The 21,626-nt window shown below is 73.1% G+C and carries 13 protein-coding genes; 2 read left to right on the top strand and 11 right to left on the bottom strand.

What is annotated here, in order from left to right; all coding sequences use genetic code 11:
- Nucleotides 1-31: 31 nt before the first annotated feature.
- From C9F11_RS23065 to C9F11_RS23035, 7 genes are all read right to left on the bottom strand, one after another.
- A complete protein-coding gene (locus tag C9F11_RS23065; RefSeq protein ID WP_138961060.1) occupies nt 32-1,639 on the bottom strand; it encodes an alpha/beta hydrolase in 1,608 nt (535 codons plus the stop codon).
- Between the two features lie 409 nt (nt 1,640-2,048).
- Nucleotides 2,049-3,254 carry a DNA polymerase III subunit delta' gene (locus tag C9F11_RS23060; protein ID WP_138961059.1) on the bottom strand — a complete coding sequence of 402 codons (1,206 nt, stop codon included), beginning with the start codon at nt 3,252-3,254 and terminating at the stop codon, nt 2,049-2,051.
- Nucleotides 3,255-3,631: 377 nt separating this feature from the next.
- Nucleotides 3,632-6,961, bottom strand: a complete 3,330-nt coding sequence (gene tmk / locus C9F11_RS23055) for a dTMP kinase (protein ID WP_138961058.1) — start codon at nt 6,959-6,961, stop codon at nt 3,632-3,634.
- Between the two features lie 252 nt (nt 6,962-7,213).
- Nucleotides 7,214-10,036 carry a type I DNA topoisomerase gene (gene topA / locus C9F11_RS23050; protein WP_138961057.1) on the bottom strand — a complete coding sequence of 941 codons (2,823 nt, stop codon included), beginning with the start codon at nt 10,034-10,036 and terminating at the stop codon, nt 7,214-7,216.
- A gap of 381 nt (nt 10,037-10,417) precedes the next feature.
- Nucleotides 10,418-10,615, bottom strand: a complete 198-nt coding sequence (locus C9F11_RS23045; protein WP_138961056.1) for a hypothetical protein — start codon at nt 10,613-10,615, stop codon at nt 10,418-10,420.
- Between the two features lie 287 nt (nt 10,616-10,902).
- Nucleotides 10,903-12,423 (bottom strand): class I SAM-dependent methyltransferase, encoded by a 1,521-nt coding sequence (locus C9F11_RS23040; protein WP_249401846.1) that lies wholly within the window; start codon nt 12,421-12,423, stop codon nt 10,903-10,905.
- Between the two features lie 20 nt (nt 12,424-12,443).
- Complete coding sequence (locus C9F11_RS23035; RefSeq protein WP_138961054.1) at nt 12,444-13,043, bottom strand: TetR/AcrR family transcriptional regulator; 600 nt, start codon at nt 13,041-13,043, stop codon at nt 12,444-12,446.
- Between the two features lie 177 nt (nt 13,044-13,220).
- Here C9F11_RS23035 and C9F11_RS23030 point away from each other — a divergent pair, with 177 nt between their 5' ends.
- Nucleotides 13,221-14,048: a class I SAM-dependent methyltransferase gene (locus tag C9F11_RS23030; protein WP_138961053.1), complete on the top strand. Its 828-nt coding sequence runs from the start codon at nt 13,221-13,223 to the stop codon at nt 14,046-14,048.
- 206 nt (nt 14,049-14,254) lie between these two features.
- Here the strand turns inward: C9F11_RS23030 and C9F11_RS23025 are convergent, their stop codons facing one another.
- The 4 genes from C9F11_RS23025 to bldG form a co-directional block, all read right to left on the bottom strand.
- Nucleotides 14,255-14,839 carry a small secreted protein gene (locus C9F11_RS23025; protein ID WP_138961052.1) on the bottom strand — a complete coding sequence of 195 codons (585 nt, stop codon included), beginning with the start codon at nt 14,837-14,839 and terminating at the stop codon, nt 14,255-14,257.
- 208 nt (nt 14,840-15,047) lie between these two features.
- The gene (locus C9F11_RS23020) at nt 15,048-17,450 is read right to left on the bottom strand and encodes a sodium-translocating pyrophosphatase (RefSeq protein ID WP_138961051.1); all 2,403 of its coding nucleotides are present in this window, start codon (nt 17,448-17,450) and stop codon (nt 15,048-15,050) included.
- A gap of 605 nt (nt 17,451-18,055) precedes the next feature.
- Nucleotides 18,056-18,475 carry an ATP-binding protein gene (locus tag C9F11_RS23015; protein WP_138961050.1) on the bottom strand — a complete coding sequence of 140 codons (420 nt, stop codon included), beginning with the start codon at nt 18,473-18,475 and terminating at the stop codon, nt 18,056-18,058.
- A gap of 118 nt (nt 18,476-18,593) precedes the next feature.
- Nucleotides 18,594-18,935: an anti-sigma factor antagonist BldG gene (gene bldG / locus C9F11_RS23010; RefSeq protein ID WP_030677886.1), complete on the bottom strand. Its 342-nt coding sequence runs from the start codon at nt 18,933-18,935 to the stop codon at nt 18,594-18,596.
- Nucleotides 18,936-19,016: 81 nt separating this feature from the next.
- Between bldG and C9F11_RS23005 the strand changes: the two genes are divergently transcribed.
- Entirely contained in the window at nt 19,017-21,470 is a 2,454-nt protein-coding gene (locus tag C9F11_RS23005) for a DEAD/DEAH box helicase (RefSeq protein WP_138961049.1), read from the top strand.
- The last annotated feature ends 156 nt before the right edge of the window (nt 21,471-21,626 follow it).

Below are 21,626 nucleotides of genomic sequence, written 5' to 3'. Positions count from 1 at the left end.
GGGCGGGCGGGCGGAGGGGTGTGAGCTGGGGTTACGCGCAGCGCTTGGTGGTGCGGGGGGCGCGGCCCTCCAGGAGGTAGGTGTTGATCGTGTCGTCGACGCAGCGGCTGCCCCGGCCGTATGCCGTGTGGCCGTCGCCCTCGTAGGTGAGGAGGCGGCCCGAGGAGAGCTGGGAGGCGAGGGCCTTGGCCCAGCGGTAGGGGGTGGCGGGGTCGCGGGTGGTGCCGGCGACGAGGATCGGGGCGGCGCCCTTCGCCTCGATGCGGTGGGGCTCGCCGGTGGCCCGCACGGGCCAGTACGCGCAGTTCAGGGCCGACCACGCGAGGCCCTCGCCGAAGACGGGCGAGGCCTTGGCGAAGGCGGGGAGCGCGGCCTTCACCTCCTCGGGGGTGCGGAAGGACGGCGGGAGGTCCAAGCAGTTCACGGCGGCGTTGGCGTACATGAGGTTCGAGTACGCGCCGTCGCCGTCCCGCTCGTAGTAGCTGTCGGAGAGGGCCAGCAGGGCCGAGCCGTCGCGGTCGCGCATCGCCGCGTCGAGGGCGTCGCGCAGCTGGGGCCAGGCCGACTCGTCGTACATCGCGGCGATCACGCCCGTGGTGGCGAGCGCCTCGCCGAGCGCGCGGCCACCGGCCGGGCCCGGGTCGCCCGCGGGCAGCGGGGCCCGGTCGAGGTCCGCGAAGAAGGCCTTCAGGCGGCGGCCCGCGTCCGCGGGGCTCTTGCGGCCGAGGGGGCAGTCCGCCCGCCGCACGCAGTCCTTCGCGAACGACTGGAAGGCCGTCTCGAAGCCCGCCGTCTGGTCCTCGTTCATCCGGCGGGCCGTGAGCGACGGGTCCATCGCCCCGTCCAGGACCAGGCGGCCCACCCGGTCGGGGAACAGCCCGGCGTACGTCGCGCCGAGGAACGTGCCGTACGACGCCCCGACGTACGTCAGCTTCTTGTCGCCGAGCGCCGCCCGCAGGACGTCCATGTCCCGGGCCGTCTCGACCGTGGAAACGTGCTTCAGGAGACCGCCCGCACGCCGCTCGCAGCCCGCCGTGAACTTCCGGTAGGACGCGGTGAGCCCCTTCGTCTCGGCCGCGTCGTCGGGGGTCACGTCCGTCTGCGTGTACGTGTCCATCTCGCGGTCGTTCAGGCACGTGACCGGCTCGCTGCGGGCCACGCCGCGCGGGTCGACGGCCACCATGTCGTAGCGGGCGCGGATCTTGCCGGGGTAGCCGAGCGCCGCGTACGACTGGAGGTAGTCGATCGCCGAGCCGCCGGGGCCGCCCGGGTTGACCAGGAGCGAGCCGAGGCGGTCGCCCGCCTTGCCCGTCGCCCGCTTGCGGGACACGGCGAGGCGCAGATCACCCGCGTCCGGGGCGGCGTAGTCGCGCGGCACGCGCAGCGTCGCGCACTCGAAGTCGGGCACTCCGCAGGCGCGCCAGCGCGGCTTCTGGTCGTAGTACGACGTCAGACGCTCCGGAGTGGCCCGGGGCAGCGCGGCCAGGGCGACGTTCGCCGAGGGGTCCTCCGAACCGCCCGACGAGCAGCCGGGGACGAGCAGCGCGGCGGCCAGCAGCGCGAGGACGCCCCGGCGGGGGCGGGACGCTCTGGGGCGGCCTGGGGGACGGGGGTGTCGGGCGCGGCTGGTGGTTCCCATCCGGCGAGAGTAACGCTCCGGTGTCACACGATCACCATGCGTGCCCTTTTGGGTGACTTGCCGTACGAGTCCCCGCGCCGGTGGGCCGTGGTGGTGGCGGGTGTCCCGCGGTGGTGGCCGCTGCCTCGCGCCGGGGGCCCGGCGCCCCGTGTGCCCCGCGGTGGCCGATGCCTCGTGCCGGTAGTCGGTATCCCGTGTGCCCCGCCGGTGGCCGCTGCCTCGTGCCGGTAGTCGGTGTCCCGCGCCGGTAGCCGGTAGCCGGTAGCCGGTGTCCCGTGTCGGCGGCCGGTGCCCTGCGCCGGTGACCGGTGCCTGCGCCGGTGACCGGTGACCGATGCCCCGTGTCGGTGGCCGGTGTCGGTGGCCCCTCAGTGACCCGTGCCGCTCCCCCGCCAGTCGTCTCCCGCGCTCACCCCGCCCGCAGCGCCACCGTCATCGCCTCCACCGCGAGCAGCGGTGCCACGTTGCGGTCCAGCGCCGTGCGGCAGGCGCCGATCGCCTCGATGCGGCGCAGCGTGGACTCCGGCGTGGTGCCGCGCGCCATGCGCTCCAGCATGTCCTGCACCTCCGTGTTGGCCAGCGGCACGCGGGAGCCCAACTGGAGCGCGAGGACGTCCCGATAGACCCCGGTCAGGTCGATCAGGGCCAGGTCGAGGCTGTCGCGCTGCGTGCGGGTCCTGCGGCGCTTCTGCTTGTCCTCCAGCTCCTTCATGGCGCCCGCCGTACCGCGCGGCATCCGGCCGCCCTGCGCCGCGCCGAGCGCCGCCTTCAGCTCCTCGGTCTCCTTGGCGTCGACGTCCTCGGCGACCTGCTTGGCCTCCTCGGCGGCCGTGTCGATCAGCTCCTGCGCGGCCCGCAGACAGCCGCCGATGTCCTCGACCCGCAGCGGCAGCTTGAGCACGGCGGCCCGGCGCTGCCGCGCGCGCTCGTCCGTCGCCAGGCGGCGGGCCCGGCCGATGTGCCCCTGGGTGGCGCGGGCGGCGGCCGCGGCGGCGGCGGGCTCGATGCCGTCGCGGCGTACGAGCATGTCGGCGACCGCGTCCACCGACGGCGTACGCAGCGTCAGGTGGCGGCAGCGGGAGCGGATGGTGGGCAGCACGTCTTCCAGGGAGGGCGCGCAGAGCAGCCACACGGTGCGGGGGGCGGGCTCCTCCACGGCCTTCAGGAGGACGTTGCCCGCGCCTTCGGTGAGGCGGTCGGCGTCCTCCAGGACGATGACCTGCCAGCGGCCTCCGGCGGGCGAGAGCTGGGCGCGGCGGACCAGTTCGCGGGTCTCCTTGACGCCGATGGACAGGAGGTCGGTGCGGATGACCTCCACGTCCGCGTGGGTGCCGATCAGGCTCGTGTGGCAGCCGTCGCAGAAGCCGCAGCCGGGCTCGCCGCCGAGCGCGCGGTCGGGGCTCACGCACTGCAGGGCGGCGGCGAAGGCGCGCGCGGCGTCGGCGCGGCCGGAGCCGGGCGGACCCGTGAACAGCCAGGCGTGCGTCATCTTCGAGGCCTCGGGCGCGGGGGCGCCGGTGGCGGCCGCGGTGACCAGGGTGTCGGCGTCACGCGCGGCGGCCGCGAGCTGGACGCTCACCTTCTCCTGGCCCACCAGGTCGTCCCATACCGGCACGGGTCACCGCCTTCGCCTAGCTGTCGCACGGATAGTTGTCACACGGACGCCGCCCCCACGGAGGCCACCGCCGCACGCCGTCACTGCCGCACACCGTCACCGCCGCGCGGACGCCACCGTCACGCGGGCGCCACCGCCTACGGACGCTACCGCCGCACGCCGTCACTGCCGCACGCATGTCACCGTCGTACGCGGCAACCGGCACCGTCCGTCAGCAACCACCGTCACCGCCGCAGCCGCTGACACGCCACCGTCACCACGCACGTCGTACGTCACACGTCGCACATCACGCCGCACTGTCGGAATTCATTGTGGGGCACGGCACTGACAACTCCGACCGCGCACCCGCTGACCTGCGCTTCCGCGGCGTCGTGCGGTCAACGGCGGCGGCGCCTGCCCCGGTCCTCCGGCTCGTCCTCGTGCGACCCGAGGAGTTCGTCCGCGAGCGACGGCAGGTCGTCCATCGGCGTTTCCTCCGCCCACTCGGAGCGCTGGCGGCGCGGGGTGCCGTTCTCGTCGACCTGGGGCAGCTCGCGCGTCCGGTCGTTCGGGCCGAGGTCATCATGCGCGGCGGACTGCGCGGCGGACTGCGTGCCGGGCTGGGCGCGCTCGTCGCGGAAGTAGCCGGGCGGCACCCGGTCCGCCACGTCGTCCCGTACGGCCGGGAGGACGGTCGTCTCGTCCGCCGAGCCGTCCACCGAGCCGTCCACGGTCACCTGCGGAAGGACGGTCGTCTCATCGGCGGCCCCGTCCACGGTCACCTTCGGGAGCACGGTCGTCTCATCGGCCGCACCCTGCGTGGCCTGCGGCAGCTTCGCCGTCTCGTCGGCGGCGCCGAGCGCCTTCGGGTCCACGACCGGCGTCGTTACGGTGGTCTCGTTGTCCGGCGAGGTCGGCCGGTCGTCGGCCGAGGACTGCCCGGCCGAGGGCGTGTCCGAGGGCTGCCCGGCCGAGGCCGAGGGCGCTTCCCCCGCCCCGGCGGGCTTCTTGTCCAGCGAGGCCCCCGCCCCGGCGGAGCGAGCCGCCGCAGCCTGGCCCGGGGCCCGGCCCCGAGCGGGCGGTGCCTCCGACGGCGAGGCCGTCACCGTCGCGGACGCCGCGGCGGACGCCGCCGCCTCCGCGAGCCGCCGTGCCTCCTCGGCACGCCGCAGCGCCTCCTCCGCCTTGCGCTGCTTCTCCAGGCGCCGGGCCTCCGCCTCGGCGCGCAGCCGGGCCTCTTCCTCGGCCTTGCGCCGGGCCTCCTCCTCGGCGCGCCGCCGCGCTTCCTCCTCGGCCTTGCGCGCCGCCTCTTCCTCCGCGCGCCGCCGGGCCTCCTCCTCGGCCTTGCGGCGGGCCTCCTCGGCGCGCTGCCGGGCCTCCTCCGCCTGGCGTTCGGCCTCGCGGCGCTGGGCCTCCTCCAGCTCGCGCCGCTTGCGCTCCTCCTCCTCGGCGCGCAGCTTGGCGAGCTGCTCCTGACGCTCGCGCTCCTTGCGCTCCTCCTCGGCCTTGCGGGCCGCCTCTTCCTCGGCGCGCCGCCGGGCCTCTTCCTCGGCCTTGCGGCGGGCCTCTTCCTGGGCCTTGACCTCTGCTTCGGAGAGCGGCAGGACGACGTCGAGCCGGTGCCGGATGACCGTCGTGACGGCCTCCGGCTCCTGGGCGGCGTCGACGACCAGATAGCGGCCGGGGTCGGCGGCGGCCAGCGTGAGGAAGCCGGACCGCACGCGCGCGTGGAACTCGGCGGGCTCGGACTCCAGGCGGTCGGGCGCCTCGGTGAAGCGCTCGCGCGCGGCCTCGGGCGCCACGTCGAGCAGGACGGTGAGGTGCGGGACGAGGCCGCCGGTGGCCCAGCGGTTGATGCGGGCCACCTCGGTCGGGGACAGGTCGCGGCCCGCGCCCTGGTAGGCCACGGACGAGTCGATGTAGCGGTCGGAGATCACCACGGCTCCGCGGGCGAGGGCGGGCCGTACGACGGTGTCGACGTGCTCGGCTCGGTCGGCGGCGTACAGGAGCGCCTCGGCGCGGTGCGAGAGGCCGGCCGACGACACGTCGAGCAGGATCGACCGCAGCCGCTTGCCGACGGGCGTGGCGCCCGGCTCGCGCGTGACGACGACCTCGTGGCCCTTGGCCCGGATCCAGTCGGCGAGGGCCTCGGCCTGGGTGGACTTCCCGGCGCCGTCGCCGCCCTCCAGGGCGATGAAGAAGCCGGAGTCGGCGGGCGTCTGCACCGGGTCGTCGCCGCCGCGCAGCGCGTCCCGCAGGTCGTGCCGGAGCGGTACGCCCTGCCGGTCGTCGACCTTGGCGAGGACGAGCGCGGCCACCGGCAGGAGCAGCGCGCCGACCAGCATCAGCGTGAAGGAGGCGCCCCCGTGGTCGAACACGAACTTGCCGTTGACCATGCGGTGCGGCCCGATGACGGCGGCGAGCAGCGGCGCGACGAGCGCGGCGAGCGCCACGAAGAGGCGTACGGCCGCCTGGAGGTGCTCGGTGGTGCGGGCCCTGCGGTAGTCCTCGACCTCCTGGTCGAGGAGCGCGTGCCCGGTGTTGGCGGCGACGCCCGCGGCGACACCCGCGAGCAGCAGGATCAGCAGCACGCTCGTCAGGTCCGGCACGAGCCCGGCGGCAAGGAGGGCGACGCCGGTCACGGCGATGGCGAGGGCGAACAGCCGGCGGCGCGACAGCGAGGGCAGCAGCGCGGGCGCCAGGCGGATGCCCGCGACCGTGCCGCCGGTCAGCGCGAAGACGAACAGGCCGTACGTGACGGGCCCGCCCTGGAGGTCCTTGGCGTGCAGCACGGCGACCGCGACAGCCCCGGCGACAGCCCCGGCGACGGCGGTGCAGGCGGCGACGAGCAGCGGGATGGCGCCGGTGCGGCCCTTGTCGGTGCCGCTTCCGGTACGGGGCCTGCGCAGGCCCTCCAGGGGGCTGCGCGGGCGCGGCGTCTGCGTGCCGGGCAGCCGGATGGCGTACACGACGGAGGCGGACGCGGCGAAGAGCCCGGCGGCGACGAACGAGGCGAGCCCCGCCTGGTGCCGCTCGAACCAGTCGACGCCCGAGCCGAGCACGTTGCTGACGAGCCCGACCGCGACGAGGGCGACGGCGGCCAGGGGCAGCGCCGCGAATCCCGTGCGCAGCGACAGGCGGCGCAGCGCGTCCAGGTGGTCGGGCAGCGGGCGCACGGCGGCGCCCTCCGGCGGCGGGTTGGGCAGCAGGGCGGGCGCGGCGCTCTCGCGGGCGACGGTCCAGAAGCGCTCGCTGACGCCGACGACGAAGGACGTGACCAGGAGCAGCGCGAGCGCGTTGTCCGGCGTCCAGACGCTCCACAGGGGCGCGCAGACGAGGAGCGCGGCCCGCACGCCGTCGGCGCCGATCATGGTCCAGCGGCGGTCGAGGGGCCCGTCGGGCGAGGTGAGGGTCGTCAGCGGGCCGAGCAGGACCGCCCCGAAGAGCAGCGTCGCCAGGACGCGGGCCCCGAAGACGGCGGTCACGGCGATCGCGACGCCGCGGTAGCCGCCGCCGAAGGCTCCTTCGGCGATGGCCGACTGGAGCCCGAGGACGACGAGGACGAGCAGCGCCAGGCCGTCGCCGACGCTCCCGACGAGGTGCGCGCTCCACAACCGCTTCAGCTGCGGTACGCGCAGCAGGGCACGCACCGCGCGCTCGCGGGAATCCGCGGCCAGGGAGTCGTCGGGAACCGTGGTCATGGCGGGTGGCTGTTCGGCACGCGTCATCCGTCCAGCCTATCTGGAGGCAGGCCCTCACAGCGGCGACGCCCGAACATACGGGCGTCGCCCACGGGGAGTACCGGAAGGGCGCCGGGGCGCTCGGTACGACGCGAGCCCCTGACCGGGAACGGTCAGGGGCTCGGCAGGAGTGGATCGCCGGTCAGCCGGGAAGGGGTTCCCGTTCAGCCGGTGGCCTCCGGGCCAGGCGGCAGGGCACCGGTCAGTCGGTGGCCTCCCGGTCAGGCGGCAGGGCACCGGTCAGTCGGTGGCCTCCGCGGCGGCCGTCTTCTTGGCGACGGCCTTCTTCGTAGTCGTCGTCTTCTTGGCGGCCGTCTTCTTAGCCGTCGTTTTCTTGGCAGCGGTCTTCTTGGCCGCCGTCTTCTTGGCGGGGGCCTTCTTCACGGCCTTCTTGGCGGTCTTCTTCGCGGGGCCCTTGGCCCGCTTCTCCGCGAGCAGCTCGAAGCCGCGCTCGGGGGTGATGTCCTCCACGGAGTCGGCCGCCCGCAGCGTCGCGTTGGTCTCGCCGTCCGTCACGTACGGGCCGAAGCGGCCGTCCTTGACGACGACCGGCTTGCCGCTGACCGGGTCCTCGCCGAGCTCCTTGAGCGGCGGCTTGGCGGCGGCGCGGCCGCGCTGCTTGGGCTTGGAGTAGATCTCCAGGGCCTCGTCGAGCGTGATGGTGAAGAGCTGGTCCTCGGTCTCCAGGGAGCGCGAGTCCGTGCCCTTCTTCAGATACGGGCCGTAGCGGCCGTTCTGCGCGGTGATCTCGACGCCCTCGGCGTCGGTGCCGACGACGCGCGGCAGCGACATCAGCTTGAGCGCGTCGGCGAGCGTCACCGTGTCCAGGGACATCGTCTTGAAGAGCGAGGCCGTGCGCGGCTTGACCGCGTTCTTGCCGGTCTTCGGGGTGCCCTCGGGGAGCACCTCGGTGACGTACGGGCCGTAGCGGCCGTCCTTGGCGACGATCTCGCGGCCCGTCTCCGGGTCGGTGCCGAGCTGGAAGTCGCCGCTCGGCTTGGCGAGCAGCTCCTCCGCGTACTCGACGGTGAGCTCGTCGGGCGCCAGGTCGTCCGGGATGTCGGCGCGCTGGTGGTTCTCGGAGTCCTTCTCGCCGCGCTCGATGTACGGGCCGTAGCGGCCGACGCGCAGCACGATGCCGTTGCCGACGGGGAAGGACGACACCTCGCGGGCGTCGATGGCGCCCAGGTCGGTGACGAGCTCCTTGAGGCCGCCGAGGTGGTCCCCGTCGCCGTTCCCGGCGTCCGCGGCACCGCCCGTGCCCTCGCCCTCACCGAAGTAGAACCGGCGCAGCCACGGCACGGCCTGGGCCTCGCCGCGCGCGATGCGGTCGAGGTCGTCCTCCATACGGGCGGTGAAGTCGTAGTCGACGAGCCGCCCGAAGTGCTTCTCCAGGAGGTTCACCACGGCGAAGGACAGGAAGGACGGCACCAGGGCCGTGCCCTTCTTGAAGACGTAGCCGCGGTCGAGGATCGTGCCGATGATCGACGCGTACGTCGACGGGCGGCCGATCTCGCGCTCTTCGAGCTCCTTGACCAGGGAGGCCTCGGTGTAGCGGGCCGGGGGCTTGGTGGCGTGGCCGTCGACGGACATGTCGTCGGCGGACAGCGCGTCGCCCTGGGAGACCTGCGGGAGGCGGCGCTCGCGGTCGTCAAGCTCGGCGTTCGGGTCGTCGGCGCCCTCTACGTAGGCCTTGAGGAAGCCGTGGAAGGTGATGGTCTTGCCGGACGCGCTGAACTCGGCGTCCCGGCCGTCGGCGGCCCGGCCGCCGATCTTCACGGTGACCGAGTTGCCCGTCGCGTCCTTCATCTGGGAGGCGACGGTCCGCTTCCAGATCAGCTCGTAGAGGCGGAACTGGTCGCCGGTCAGACCGGTCTCGGCGGGCGTGCGGAAACGATCACCCGACGGGCGGATCGCCTCGTGCGCCTCCTGCGCGTTCTTGACCTTCCCGGCGTACGTGCGCGGCTTGTCCGGCAGGTAGTCGCCGCCGTACAGCTGCGTGACCTGTGCGCGGGCCGCCGTGACCGCCGTGTCGGACAGCGTCGTGGAGTCCGTACGCATATAGGTGATGAAGCCGTTCTCGTACAGCTTCTGGGCCACCTGCATGGTGGCCTTCGCGCCGAAGCCGAGCTTGCGCGAGGCCTCCTGCTGCATCGTCGTCGTACGGAACGGTGCGTACGGAGAGCGGCGGTAGGGCTTGGACTCGACGGAGCGGACCGCGAAGTCCGTGTTCTCCAGGGCGGCGGCGAGGGCACGGGCGTTGGCCTCGTCCAGGTGCAGCGTGTTCTGGCTCTTCAGCTGCCCGAGGGAGTCGAAGTCGCGGCCCTGGGCGACGCGCTTGCCGTCGACCGTCGTCAGCCGGGCCACCAGCTGCGAGGGGTCGCTCGGGTCACCGGCGCGGCCGGTGCCGAAGGTGCCGGTCAGGTCCCAGTACTCGGCGGAGCGGAAGGCGATGCGCTCGCGCTCGCGCTCGACGACGAGCCGGGTCGCCACGGACTGCACGCGGCCCGCGGAGAGCCGCGGCATGACCTTCTTCCAGAGCACCGGCGAGACCTCGTAGCCGTACAGGCGGTCGAGGATGCGGCGGGTCTCCTGAGCGTCGACCATGCGCTGGTTGAGCTCGCGCGGGTTGCGGACGGCGCCCTGGATCGCGTCCTTGGTGATCTCGTGGAACACCATGCGCTTGACCGGGACCTTGGGCTTCAGGACCTCGAGGAGGTGCCACGCGATGGCTTCGCCCTCGCGGTCCTCATCGGTGGCGAGGAAGAGTTCGTCGGACTCCTTGAGGAGGTCCTTGAGCTTCTTGACCTGGGCCTTCTTGTCGGCGTTGACGACATAGATGGGCTGGAAGTCGTGCTCGACGTCCACGCCGAGGCGGCGGACCTCGCCCGTGTACTTCTCGGGGACCTCCGCGGCGCCGTTGGGAAGGTCACGGATGTGCCCGACGCTCGCCTCGACGATGTAGCCGGGGCCGAGGTAGCCCTTGATCGTCTTCGCCTTGGCAGGCGACTCGACGATGACGAGTCGGCGGCCGCCCTGTGCGGTCTCGCTGGTCGGGGACAACTTCGCTCTTCTCTCCGGTCGACGCTCGGTTGGCAGTGCGGTGCCCGGCGCCCCCCTGGGGGGCCGCCGTGACTGCGCTTGCGGTTGCGCTGTCGCTGCGGAGTGTGACGGTACATCCCGCCCCCGTGTCAAACGGGAAAAGCCCGCAACGGCCACTCGAACGGTAACCCGACTACCGCCATTCCTGCCGCCTGGGCTGGCCCCGGGCCGTGAGCGGTGCTCCGCGCCGGGGCTCGCCGGGCCCCTCGGCCGACCGGGTCTCCCGGACGGTCGCGGCCGGTGGCCGTCCGTCGCGCCGCACGTCCGGCCGGAGGCCGACGGAGGGCGGGATCCCAGGGGCGTGGCCCCCGGTTCCCGGGCCCGGCGCGCCCCGGGCGGGCCTCACACGCGTGTGAAGGACCACACCGCCAAGGCCAGGGCGCCGAAGCCCGCGACGGCGGCGAGGGTCGCGGCGGCCGTCTGCTGGACGCCGTGCGCCACCGGGGCGCGGTGGGCGACCCGGGTGCCGGTCCACAGCAGCAGCGCCGCGCCGAACAGCGCGAACACCGCCCCGGCGAAGATCGCTGGTCCGCTCTCCATGGCCTGGCCTCCCCGTGTCGTCCCGTACGTGGCACCTCACGGGTGCCCCGGCTGCGGACGCTGGCACGCCCAGGCGGCGGAACCACGAAATCCGGGTGAACGAGGGGCGGCGGACCGGGGCGACAATGGCCGGTTCCCTACCCGGAAGGGCCGACTCCGGGCGGGTGTGGGGGTCGGCCCCCCGTGGTGACAGGGACTCGTCACGGTGCGTACGGAGGTCGCTCACGCCACGTACGTGACCGATCGGGGCCGGTACGGGACGCGCCCCCCGGTCGGCACGGCCGCCCCTACTGCCCCACCGGCTCCAGGAACCCCTGCTCCACCAGGAGCCGGATCTGGGCCGGGGTGCGGTCCCTGAGCGCCACCGGGTCCTCGCCCATCAGCTGGGCGATGGCGTCCAGGATGCGGCCCGCGCCGAGCGTGCCGTCACACACGCCGGCGAAGCCCGCGCCCACCGTGTCCACCCGGGTCGCCCGCCGCATGCCGCGGTGCTGGCGCAGCACGACGTGCTCCGGGTCCTCGGCGCCGGGCATGCCGACCTGCTCCTGCACCACTTCGGCGGCGAGCTTGAAGTGGTCGCCGAGCAGCGCGGCGTCGTCGTGGGCGCGCAGATAGTCCTGGCGGGCGAAGTGGGCCCGGACCGTGTCGCCGAGGGGCTGCTCGACGGGGTGCGGCCACTCCTCGATGGTCACGGACGGCTCCGCGGCGCCGGACTTGCGCAGCGTGACCCAGCCGAAGCCGACGCCCTTGGTCTTACGGGCCTCGAACTCGTCGAGCCAGGCGTCGTACAACGCCGCGTACTCCGCCGGGTCGGTGCGGTGGTCCCCGGCGTCGCGCAGCCACAGCTCCGCGTACTGCGTGATGTCCTGCACCTCGCGCTGCACGATCCACGCGTCACAGCCGCGCGGCACCCAGGAGCGGACGCGCTCGGTCCACTCCTCGCCGTCCACGTGCTGCCAGTTGGCGAGGAACTGCGCGTACCCCCCGTCGTTCAGCCTGTCCCCCGCCTGCTGAACGATCGAGCGGCACAGATCGTCCCCGCCCATGCCGCCGTCGCGGTACGTGAGCCGCGCGCCCGGCGAGATCACGAACGGCGGGTTGGACACGATCAGGTCGTACGTCTCGCCCTCGACCGGCTGGTACAGCGAGCCCTCCCGCAGGTCCGCTTCCGGCGCCCCGGAGAGCGCGAGCGTGAGCCGGGTGATGTGCAGGGCACGGGGGTTGAGGTCGGTCGCGGTGACCCGGGTGGCGTGCTGGGCGGCGTGCAGCGCCTGGATGCCGGAGCCCGTACCGACGTCGAGGGCGCTGGCCACGGGTGTGCGCACGGTGATCCCGGCGAGCGTCGTGGAGGCCCCGCCGACGCCGAGCACCACGCCCTCGTCGCGGCTGCCGATGCCCCCGGCCCCGCCGACCGCGCACCCCAGGTCCGAGACGATGAACCAGTCCTCGCCGTCGGGCCCCCCGTACGGGCGTACGTCGACGGTGGCCTTGAGGCCGCCGCCCTCGCCCGCCGCCCGGTCCTCCGCGAGCCAACCGCTCTCCAGGAGAGGGCCGACGGGCAGGACGCGCTCCACGCGCGCGTGCGGCACGGAACGCTGCAACAGGAAGAGCCGTACGAGCGTCTCCAGATCGCCGTCGCCCCGGGTGGCCCGCAGCGCGGGCACGGTCTCGCTGCGCGCGAGCGCGGCGTACGCGGACGCCCCCAGGAGGTCGAGGAGTCCGTCCGCGGTGAAGTCGGCCCCCAGGAGGGCCTCCCTCAGGCGCGGGGTGACATCGGGACGGTCGGTCAAAGGCAGGCCATAACTCACGCCCACATTGTGACCCGTCCTCAGGCCAGCGGTCCGCGTACGACGCCCGCGACGACCGTCCGCACGACCTTCACGACGGCGTCGGCCTCCGGCGGGGCGCCCTTCCTGTCGGCGAACAGCAGGTGCCCCGCGCCGATCAGCGTGGGTGCGAGCGTGTCGACGTCGGCGTAGGCCGCGAGACGGCCCCGTTCGCGCTCGGCGCAGAGGTACGCGGCGACCATGGCGGTGGCCTCCGCGAGCACCGGGACCCCGGTGGGCCGCGACCGCCGCAGCCGGGCACGCAGCTCGTCCCGCGAGGTGACGAGGCCGACCACGGCCACGGCGACCGATCCGAACAGCTCCGTCAGGGCGTCGGCGAGGTTGTCGACGACGGTGCCGGTCCCGGCGGACGCGCACAGCTCCGCGGCCTGCCGGTCCACCCGGGCGACGCGGTCCAGGACCAGTTCGGCGAGGAAGGCGTCGAAGTCGGCGAAGTGCCGGTGCAGCACGCCCTTGGCGCAGCCCGCCTCCGCGGTGACCGCCCTGCTGGTCAGCGCGCTCGGCCCGTCCCGGAGCAGGACGCGCTCGGCGGCGTCGAAGAGCTGCTCGCGCGCGTCGCGGATGGCTACTCCTGTGGGCACCGGGGTGCTCACCTCTCCTTCTGCGGCCGGCGGCCGCCGGTTCTGCGCCTGGCGGCCGCCGGGCTTTCGTATCTGCGGCAGTCGGCCGATGGGTCGCTGACGGGCGGCCGACGGGCCATTGGCCGGTGGCCGACGGGCCCGTTGACGAGTGGGCGATCGCCCACTCATAGTGGGCACATGCCCACTTTACCGCCGGAGCCGTCGGAGCAGGGCCTTCCCCGCGAGCCCCCGCCCCATCAACACCGCGACGTGGCCGAGTCGTTCGGCGCCGACGCCGCCCGCTACGACCGGGCCCGGCCCCGCTACCCCCAGGCCCTGGTGGACCGTGTCGTCGCCGCGAGCCCGGGGCCGGACGTCGTCGACGTAGGCACGGGGACCGGCATCGCGGCCCGCCAGTTCCAGGCGGCCGGATGCCGGGTGCTCGGGGTCGAGGTGGACCCGCGGATGGCGGCCCTGGCGCGGCGGCGCGGCCTCACGGTGGAGGTGGCGGCGTTCGAGGAGTGGGACCCGGCGGGGCGGGCCTTCGACGCGGTCGTCTCCGGCCAGACCTGGCACTGGGTGGACCCGGTCGCGGGCGCGGCGCGGGCGGCACGGACGCTGCGGCCCGGCGGCCGCGTCGCGGTGTTCTGGAACGCGGGCGAGCCCCCGGCCGACCTGGCGCGGGCCTTCGCCGAGGTCTACCGCCGGCTGCTGCCCGACTCGCTCGCCGCCCGCCAGTGGACGATGCCCGCCGGGGACGCGTACGCGGCCCTCGCCCTGAGGGCCGCCGACGGGATGCGGGCAGCGGGCGCGTTCGGCACGCCGGAGCACTGGCGCTTCGCCTGGGAGCGGGAATACAGCCGCGACGAGTGGCTGGACCAGGTGCCCACGACCGGCGGCCACACCGGCCTCCCGGCGGCCCTCCTGGAGCAGGTCCTCAAGGGCGTCGGAGCCGCCGTGGACGCGGCCGGGGGCGGCTTCACCATGCGGTACACGACGGTGGCGGTCACGGCGGCACGCACGTAGGACCAGCCGGGGCATGCGAGAGGGGCGCCCATCAGGGGCGCCCCTCATCACGGATCCGGCCGACGGGCTGGCGATAGCCCGACCGACGGGCCGCCGGAAGCATGGCCGACGGGCCGTCACGCGTCCGGACGACAGGCCGTCAGACGTCCTGCGGACATGCGTCGGACGCCCGGCCGACAAGCGTCGGACGTCCGGTCGACGAGCCGTCAGGAGGACGAGGGCGAGCTGCCCGCCTTGCAGCTGTCCTGCTCGCGCATGGCCTTGCCGACGTCCCCGGCCTCCAGCTGCTTCTGGGCCGTGTTCTCGCTCTTGCTGAGCTTGCCGAGGCCCTCGGCGACCTTCGCGAGGTCGTCCGCGAAGGCCGACTGGTTCTTCGTGTCGAGCTTGTCGGTCTGCGCCTTGAGGTCCGCGTACGACTTGGAGAGGCCGTCCAGCTCCTTCACGGCGGCGTTCAGCTTCTTCTCGCCGTCGTCGACCGGCGGCGCGCCCGCCTTCTTCAGGGCGGCGCTGCGCTCCTTGTAGGCGTCGGAGATGTCCTGGAACGCCTGCGAGTCGGTCTTCTTCACTTCCTCCGGCGAGCTGTTGTCCGCGGTCTGCTTCTTGATCGCCGCGTTGGCGTTGGCGATCTTCTTCGACTGGGCCTGTACGGCCGTGTCGCAGACCTTCTTGGCCCAGTCGTCCAGCTTCTTGTTGCCGTCGTCGTCCGAGCACCCCGACAGCGCCAGTACCAGTACCGCACCGCCGGACACTGCGGCCGCGAGCTTCTTGTTCACCGGATTGGTCCCTTCCATGGCTCTCGGCCCCGGAACTTACACGCCGACCGGGCCGGGACCCCACGCCGGGCATCCCCTACCGCCCCTATTGCAGCCATTTGCACCAAGGGGCGCGGGGCGAGAGAAGGCTCACGACACGTGCGCCGTGGCGCCCGTCGGCACGCACGAGGGGCGGGCGGCGCTTCAAGAAGCGCCACCCGCCCCTGTGTTGGGACGGCGGAACCGGCTACGAGACGACCGCGGGGTCGGCCGAGCTGGCGACCTTCCCCGAGTTCTCCTCGTCACCGACGGCGATGCCGCGCCGCTTGGAGACGTACACCGCGCCGACGATGACCGCGATGGACAGGACCGCGATCAGGACGCGCATCCCGACGCTCTTGTCCTCTCCGTAGCTGAACTTGACGACGGCGGGCGCGATGAGCAGCGCCACCAGGTTCATCACCTTCAGGAGCGGGTTGATCGCCGGGCCCGCGGTGTCCTTGAACGGGTCGCCGACCGTGTCGCCGATCACCGTCGCGGCATGGGCCTCACTGCCCTTGCCGCCGTGGTGACCGTCCTCGACGAGCTTCTTCGCGTTGTCCCACGCGCCACCGGAGTTGGCGAGGAAGACCGCCATCAGCGTGCCCGTGCCGATCGCGCCCGCGAGGAACGCGCCGAGCGCGCCCACGCCGAACGTGAAGCCGACCGCGATCGGCGTGAGCACGGCGATCAGTCCGGGCGTGGCCAGCTCGCGCAGCGCGTCCTTGGTGCAGATGTCGACGACGCGCCCGTACTCGGGCTGCTCCGTGTAGTCCATGATCCCGGGACGCTCGCGGAACTGCCGCCGCACCTCGTACACCACGGCCCCGGCCGACCGCGACACGGCGTTGATCGCGAGCCCCGAGAAGAGGAACACGACCGCGGCGCCGAGCACGAGGCCCACCAGGTTGTTGGGCTGTGAGATGTCCATCACCAGGTTCATCGGGGCGCCGTCGCCGAGCTTCTGGCCGACGTCGTCCGCCGCCTCGGCGATCGCGTCCCGGTACGAGCCGAACAGCGCCGAGGCCGCGAGCACGGCCGTGGCGATGGCGATGCCCTTGGTGATGGCCTTGGTGGTGTTGCCCACGGCGTCCAGGTCGGTGAGCACCTGCGCGCCCGCGCCCTGGACGTCGCCGGACATCTCGGCGATGCCCTGCGCGTTGTCGGAGACCGGCCCGAAGGTGTCCATGGCGACGATGACGCCGACCGTGGTGAGCAGGCCGGTCCCGGCGAGCGCCACCGCGAACAGGGCGAGCATGATCGACGTGCCGCCGAGCAGGAACGCCCCGTACACGCCGAGGCCGATCAACAGCGCCGTGTAGACGGCCGATTCCAGACCCACGGAGATGCCCGCGAGCACGACCGTGGCCGGGCCCGTGAGCGAGGTCTTGCCGATGTCCCTGACGGGGCGTCGGCTGGTCTCGGTGAAGTAGCCGGTCAGCTGCTGGATCAGCGCGGCCAGGACGATGCCGATGGCGACCGCCACGACCGCGAGGACCCGTGGGTCGCCGCTCTTGGCCAGGATCGCCGCGTCCTCGACCCCGTCCAAGTCCGCGTACGAGGACGGGAGGTAGACGAAGACGGCCACCGCGACGAGGGCGAGCGAGATGAACGCCGAGATGAAGAAGCCGCGGTTGATGGCGGTCATCCCGCTGCGGTCGGAGCGCCGGGGCGCCACCGCGAAGATGCCGATCATCGCGGTGATCACGCCGATCGCGGGCACGATCAGCGGGAAGGCGAGTCCGGAGTCACCGAACGCGGCCTTGCCGAGGATCAGCGCGGCGACGAGCGTGACGGCGTACGACTCGAAGAGGTCGGCCGCCATCCCCGCGCAGTCGCCGACGTTGTCGCCCACGTTGTCGGCGATGGTCGCGGCATTGCGCGGATCGTCCTCCGGAATGCCCTGTTCGACCTTGCCGACCAGGTCGGCGCCGACGTCGGCGGCCTTGGTGAAGATGCCGCCTCCGACACGCATGAACATCGCGATCAGCGCGGCTCCGAGGCCGAAGCCTTCGAGCACCTTCGGTGCGTCCGCCGCGTAGACGAGCACGACACAGGAGGCGCCGAGCAGACCGAGCCCCACCGTGAACATGCCGACGACGCCGCCCGTACGGAAAGCGATCTTCATCGCTTTGTGCGAGACGGCGGTGAGATCCTTTTCCGGCTCGCCTTCCGCCGGTGTCGCTTCCCGGGCCGCGGCGGCCACGCGCACATTGCTGCGCACGGCGAGCCACATACCGATATAGCCGGTGGTGGCCGAGAAGGCCGCACCGATCAGGAAGAACACCGACCGGCCGATGCGCTGATTCCAGTCGTCCGCGGGCAGCAGCATGAGCAGGAAGAACACCACGACGGCGAAAACGCCGAGGGTCCGCAACTGCCGCCACAGATAGGCATTCGCGCCTTCCTGCACCGCCGCGGCGATCTTCTTCATGCTGTCGGTGCCCTCGCCGGCCGCGAGCACCTGGCGCACGAGCACCCAGGCGACCGCCAGGGCCGCGATCGCGACGGCCGCGATGACCATCACGATGAGGCGGTTGTCGTCGGTCAGTACCGGACCCGCGAGGATTGAGGGGTGGTCAAGCTGATGAGGGGTAGAAAGCCCCGCCATTCGTCCTCCTTGACGCTTGGGCTGAGCTCAAGATGTGGACGGATTGTAGGGAGCCGGACCTGATCAAAACAGAGCGCCGCAAACGGAATTGGCGCACAGGTGCGTATCTTCAAAAGATCGCGGCCGCCGATTGGCCCCGAAAGCGGTAATGCCCCAAAACCATTGACGCCGGAGTTGACCGCGGCTTCCCTGCCCCCACCTCCATTGATCACCGTTCCCTCGCTCACCAATTTCCCCACTTGTCACATAAACGGAAACCGTGCGCAGGTATACGGCGAACAGATTTATGCGACGAGGGAGACGGTGGGAGGCCGGTGGGGCGGGTTGGGCGGGTGGGCCGGAGCGAGGCGGGGGCGCGGCGCTTGGGGGGGTGCACACGGCCGCAGGATCTTCGGCCGGGCCCGGGGGCGGCTTCGACGAAGGGGGCTCGGGATGCGCTGCCCGGTCCGGTGAAGCCCGGCCGGGAGGCCTCGATGGGCTTGCGGGGGCGCGGCCGGAAGGCGCCTCGCCGGGGTCCGCATGGGGCCCGGCCGGGAGGCACCGCTGGGGTGTGGCTCTGGGTGTGGCTCGGGAGAGCGTCGGCCGGGGGCGCGGCCGGGGCGTCGCTAGGGCGTCGTGGGCCAGCTCATGCGGATCGAGCCGCCGCTCTCGTCCGCCGTGACCTCCACGTCGTCGACGAGTCCGCTGATCACCGCGAGGCCCATCTCGTCCTCGCCCTCGGCCTCGGGGTCCTCCGCGCCGGGCCGACCGCCCGACGCGGCCGCGGGCACGACGCGCGGCGCCTCGTCACCGACCTCGATGGAGAACTGCTTCTCCTCCTCGACCAGCGCGACGCGCACGGGTGCGGTGATCCCGGCGGCCTGATGCAGCCCCACGGCGCGAGTGCAGGCCTCGCCGACCGCTAGCCTGACCTCGTCGAGGACGGCCTCGTCCACTCCGGACCGTCGCGCCACCGCGGCCGCCACCAGTCGGGCGGTCCTGACGTGCTCGGGCAGCGCGCTGAAGCGGAGTTCAACGGTGGCCATGCATCCCCCTCGGACATACACGCGTGCTGTCGAAGGGCCGGGCCGTCGGCCCGGCCCCCCGCCGTACTGCCACTCCGGGACGGAGCCCGGAAGCCCCGGACCTGCCGGGGCGTCCGGCTCAGTCGGTGGCCGCGACCGCTTCGTCGACCGAGGTGTGGATCGGGAACACCTTGGTCAGGCCGGTGATGCGGAAGATCTTGAGAATGCGCTCCTGGTTGCACACCAGGCGCAGCGAGCCCTCGTGGGCCCGCACGCGCTTCAGGCCACCGACCAGTACGCCGAGTCCGGTGGAGTCGAGGAAGTCCACGCGCTCCATGTCGACGACCAGATGGAAACTGCCGTCGTTCACCAACTCGACCAACTGCTCGCGCAGCTTGGGCGCGGTATAAACATCGATTTCGCCACCGACCTCGACGACCGTACGATCGCCGACGGTACGGGTCGACAGAGACAGGTCCACGGATCCTCCAGCACCTTGCTATCGAGCGGTCGCCCCTCGGGACACCTCGGCCCACGCCCCCGGGACGGATCGCCAGCCGCGATGGCATTCAATCACTTACGGGCAGGCGTGCACGACGCCTTCGGACCATTGTCCATCCCGCCAGTGACACACTCGATGCCGATGGCCAACTTTTCCCCTTCCGGAAGACCCTCGGCGGACACCCCGGCACACGTCTCCCCGCAGACGGTCCTGGACCGTCTGACCACGGGGCCGAGCCGGGCTGCGCGCGTCACTCATACGGAGCACCTGCCCCCGAGGGCGCCCCGCTATGCCGTCTGGCCCGATCGCATCCGCTCCGAGGTCGTCGCCGCCGTCCAGAAGGCCGGAATCGAGCACCCCTGGGCCCACCAGGCACGGGCCGCCGAACACGCGCTTGACGGCACGTCCGTCGTCGTCGCCACCGGCACCGCGTCCGGCAAGTCATTGGCATATCTCACACCGGTGCTCTCCGCCCTCCTGGACGGCGCCGAGGCCGCGAACGGGCGCGGCACCACCGCCCTGTACCTGGCCCCCACGAAGGCCCTCGCCGCCGACCAGCGCCGCGCCGTGCGCGCCCTGGCCGAGCCGCTCGGCCCGGCCGTCAGACCCGCCGTGTACGACGGCGACACCCCCGTCGAGGAACGCGAGTGGGTGCGCCAGTACGCCAACTACGTCCTGACCAACCCCGACATGCTGCACCGCGGGATCCTCCCGTCCCACCCCCGCTGGTCCTCCTTCCTGCGGGCCCTGCGCTACGTCGTCATCGACGAGTGCCACACCTACCGCGGCGTCTTCGGCTCGCACGTCGCCCAAGTCCTTCGCCGTCTGCGTCGCTTGTGCGCCCGCTACGGCTCCGATCCCGTCTTCCTCCTCGCCTCCGCCACGGCCGCGGACCCTGCCGTGGCCGCGCGGCGCCTGACCGGTCTGCCCGTCACCGAGGTCGCCGACGACGGCTCGCCCCGGGGCGAGGTCGTCTTCGCCCTCTGGGAGCCGCCGCTCACCGAGCTCCACGGCGAGAAGGGTGCCCCGGTGCGCCGCACCGCCACCGCCGAGACCGCCGACCTGCTCACCGACCTGACCGTGCAGGGCGTCCGCTCCGTCGCCTTCGTCCGCTCCCGGCGCGGCGCCGAGCTGATCTCCGTGATCGCCCAGGAGCGCCTGAGCGAGGTCGACCGCTCCCTGGCCCGCCGCGTCGCCGCCTACCGGGGCGGCTATCTCCCCGAGGAGCGCCGCGCCCTGGAACAGGCCCTGCACTCCGGCGAACTCCTCGGCCTCGCCGCCACCACCGCCCTCGAACTCGGCGTGGACGTGTCCGGCCTGGACGCCGTCCTCATCGCGGGCTATCCGGGGACCCGGGCCTCGCTGTGGCAGCAGGCGGGCCGCGCCGGGCGCTCCGGGCAGGGCTCCCTGGCGGTGCTCGTGGCCCGCGACGATCCCCTGGACACGTACCTCGTCCACCATCCCGAGGCGCTGTTCCACCAGCCCGTCGAGTCGACCGTCCTCGATCCCGACAATCCGTATGTCCTCGCGCCCCACCTGTGCGCCGCCGCCGCGGAACTTCCCCTCACCGAGGAGGACTTCCCGCTCTTCGGGCCGACCGCCGAGGAGCTGCTGCCGCAGCTGGAGGCCGCGAAGCTGCTGCGCCGCCGCACGAAGGCCTGGCACTGGACCCGCCGCGAGCGCGCCGCCGACCTCACCGACATCCGCGGCGGGGGCGGCCGCCCCGTCCAGGTCGTCGAAGAGGGCACGGGCCGACTGCTCGGCACCGTCGACGCCTCCGCCGCGCACACGACCGTCCACGAGGGCGCGGTCCACCTCCATCAGGGCCGTACGTATCTCGTGCGCCACCTGGATCTGGAGGACTCCGTCGCGCTCGTCGAGGAGGCCGTCCCGCCCTATTCGACGACCGCCCGCGACACCACCGCCATCTCCGTCCTCGACACCGACACCGAGATCCCCTGGGGGCCCGGCCGCCTCTGCTACGGCTCCGTCGAAGTCACCAACCAGGTCGTCTCCTTCCTGCGCCGCAAGCTCATCACCGGCGAGGTGCTCGGCGAGACCAAGCTGGACCTGCCGCCGCGCACCCTGCGCACCCGCGCGGTGTGGTGGACGGTCACCGAGGACCAGCTCGACGCGGCCCGCATCAACCCGGAGATCCTCGGCGGCGCCCTGCACGCCGCCGAGCACGCCTCCATCGGCATGCTGCCGCTCTTCGCCACGTGCGACCGCTGGGACATCGGCGGCGTCTCCGTGCCCCTGCACCCGGACACGCTCCTCCCGACGGTCTTCGTCTACGACGGTCATCCGGGCGGCGCCGGGTTCGCCGAGCGCGCCTTCCACACCGCCCGTGCCTGGCTCACCGCCACCCGCGAGGCCATCGCCTCCTGCGAGTGCGAGGCCGGGTGCCCGTCCTGCATCCAGTCCCCCAAGTGCGGCAACGGCAACGAGCCCCTGCACAAACGCGGCGCGGTCCGCCTGCTCACCACCCTCCTGAAGGACGCGCCGGTGGACTGAGCGCTGGCTCCGAAGGCCCCGCGAGTCCCGCCGCCCCGCAAACCCTGCCGACCCCATGAGCCCCACAGGCCTTGAGGACCTCACGAGACCTGTCGGCGTCGCAGGCCCCGCCCGTGACCTGACCTCCGTCGTGAACGGCCCGAGCTCCGCCGCCGC

The sequence above is a fragment of the Streptomyces sp. YIM 121038 genome (assembly GCF_006088715.1).
Lineage (GTDB): Bacteria > Actinomycetota > Actinomycetes > Streptomycetales > Streptomycetaceae > Streptomyces.
The sequence above is the reverse complement of the archived record's forward strand: the minus strand, read 5'-3'. Positions and strand labels throughout refer to the sequence as shown.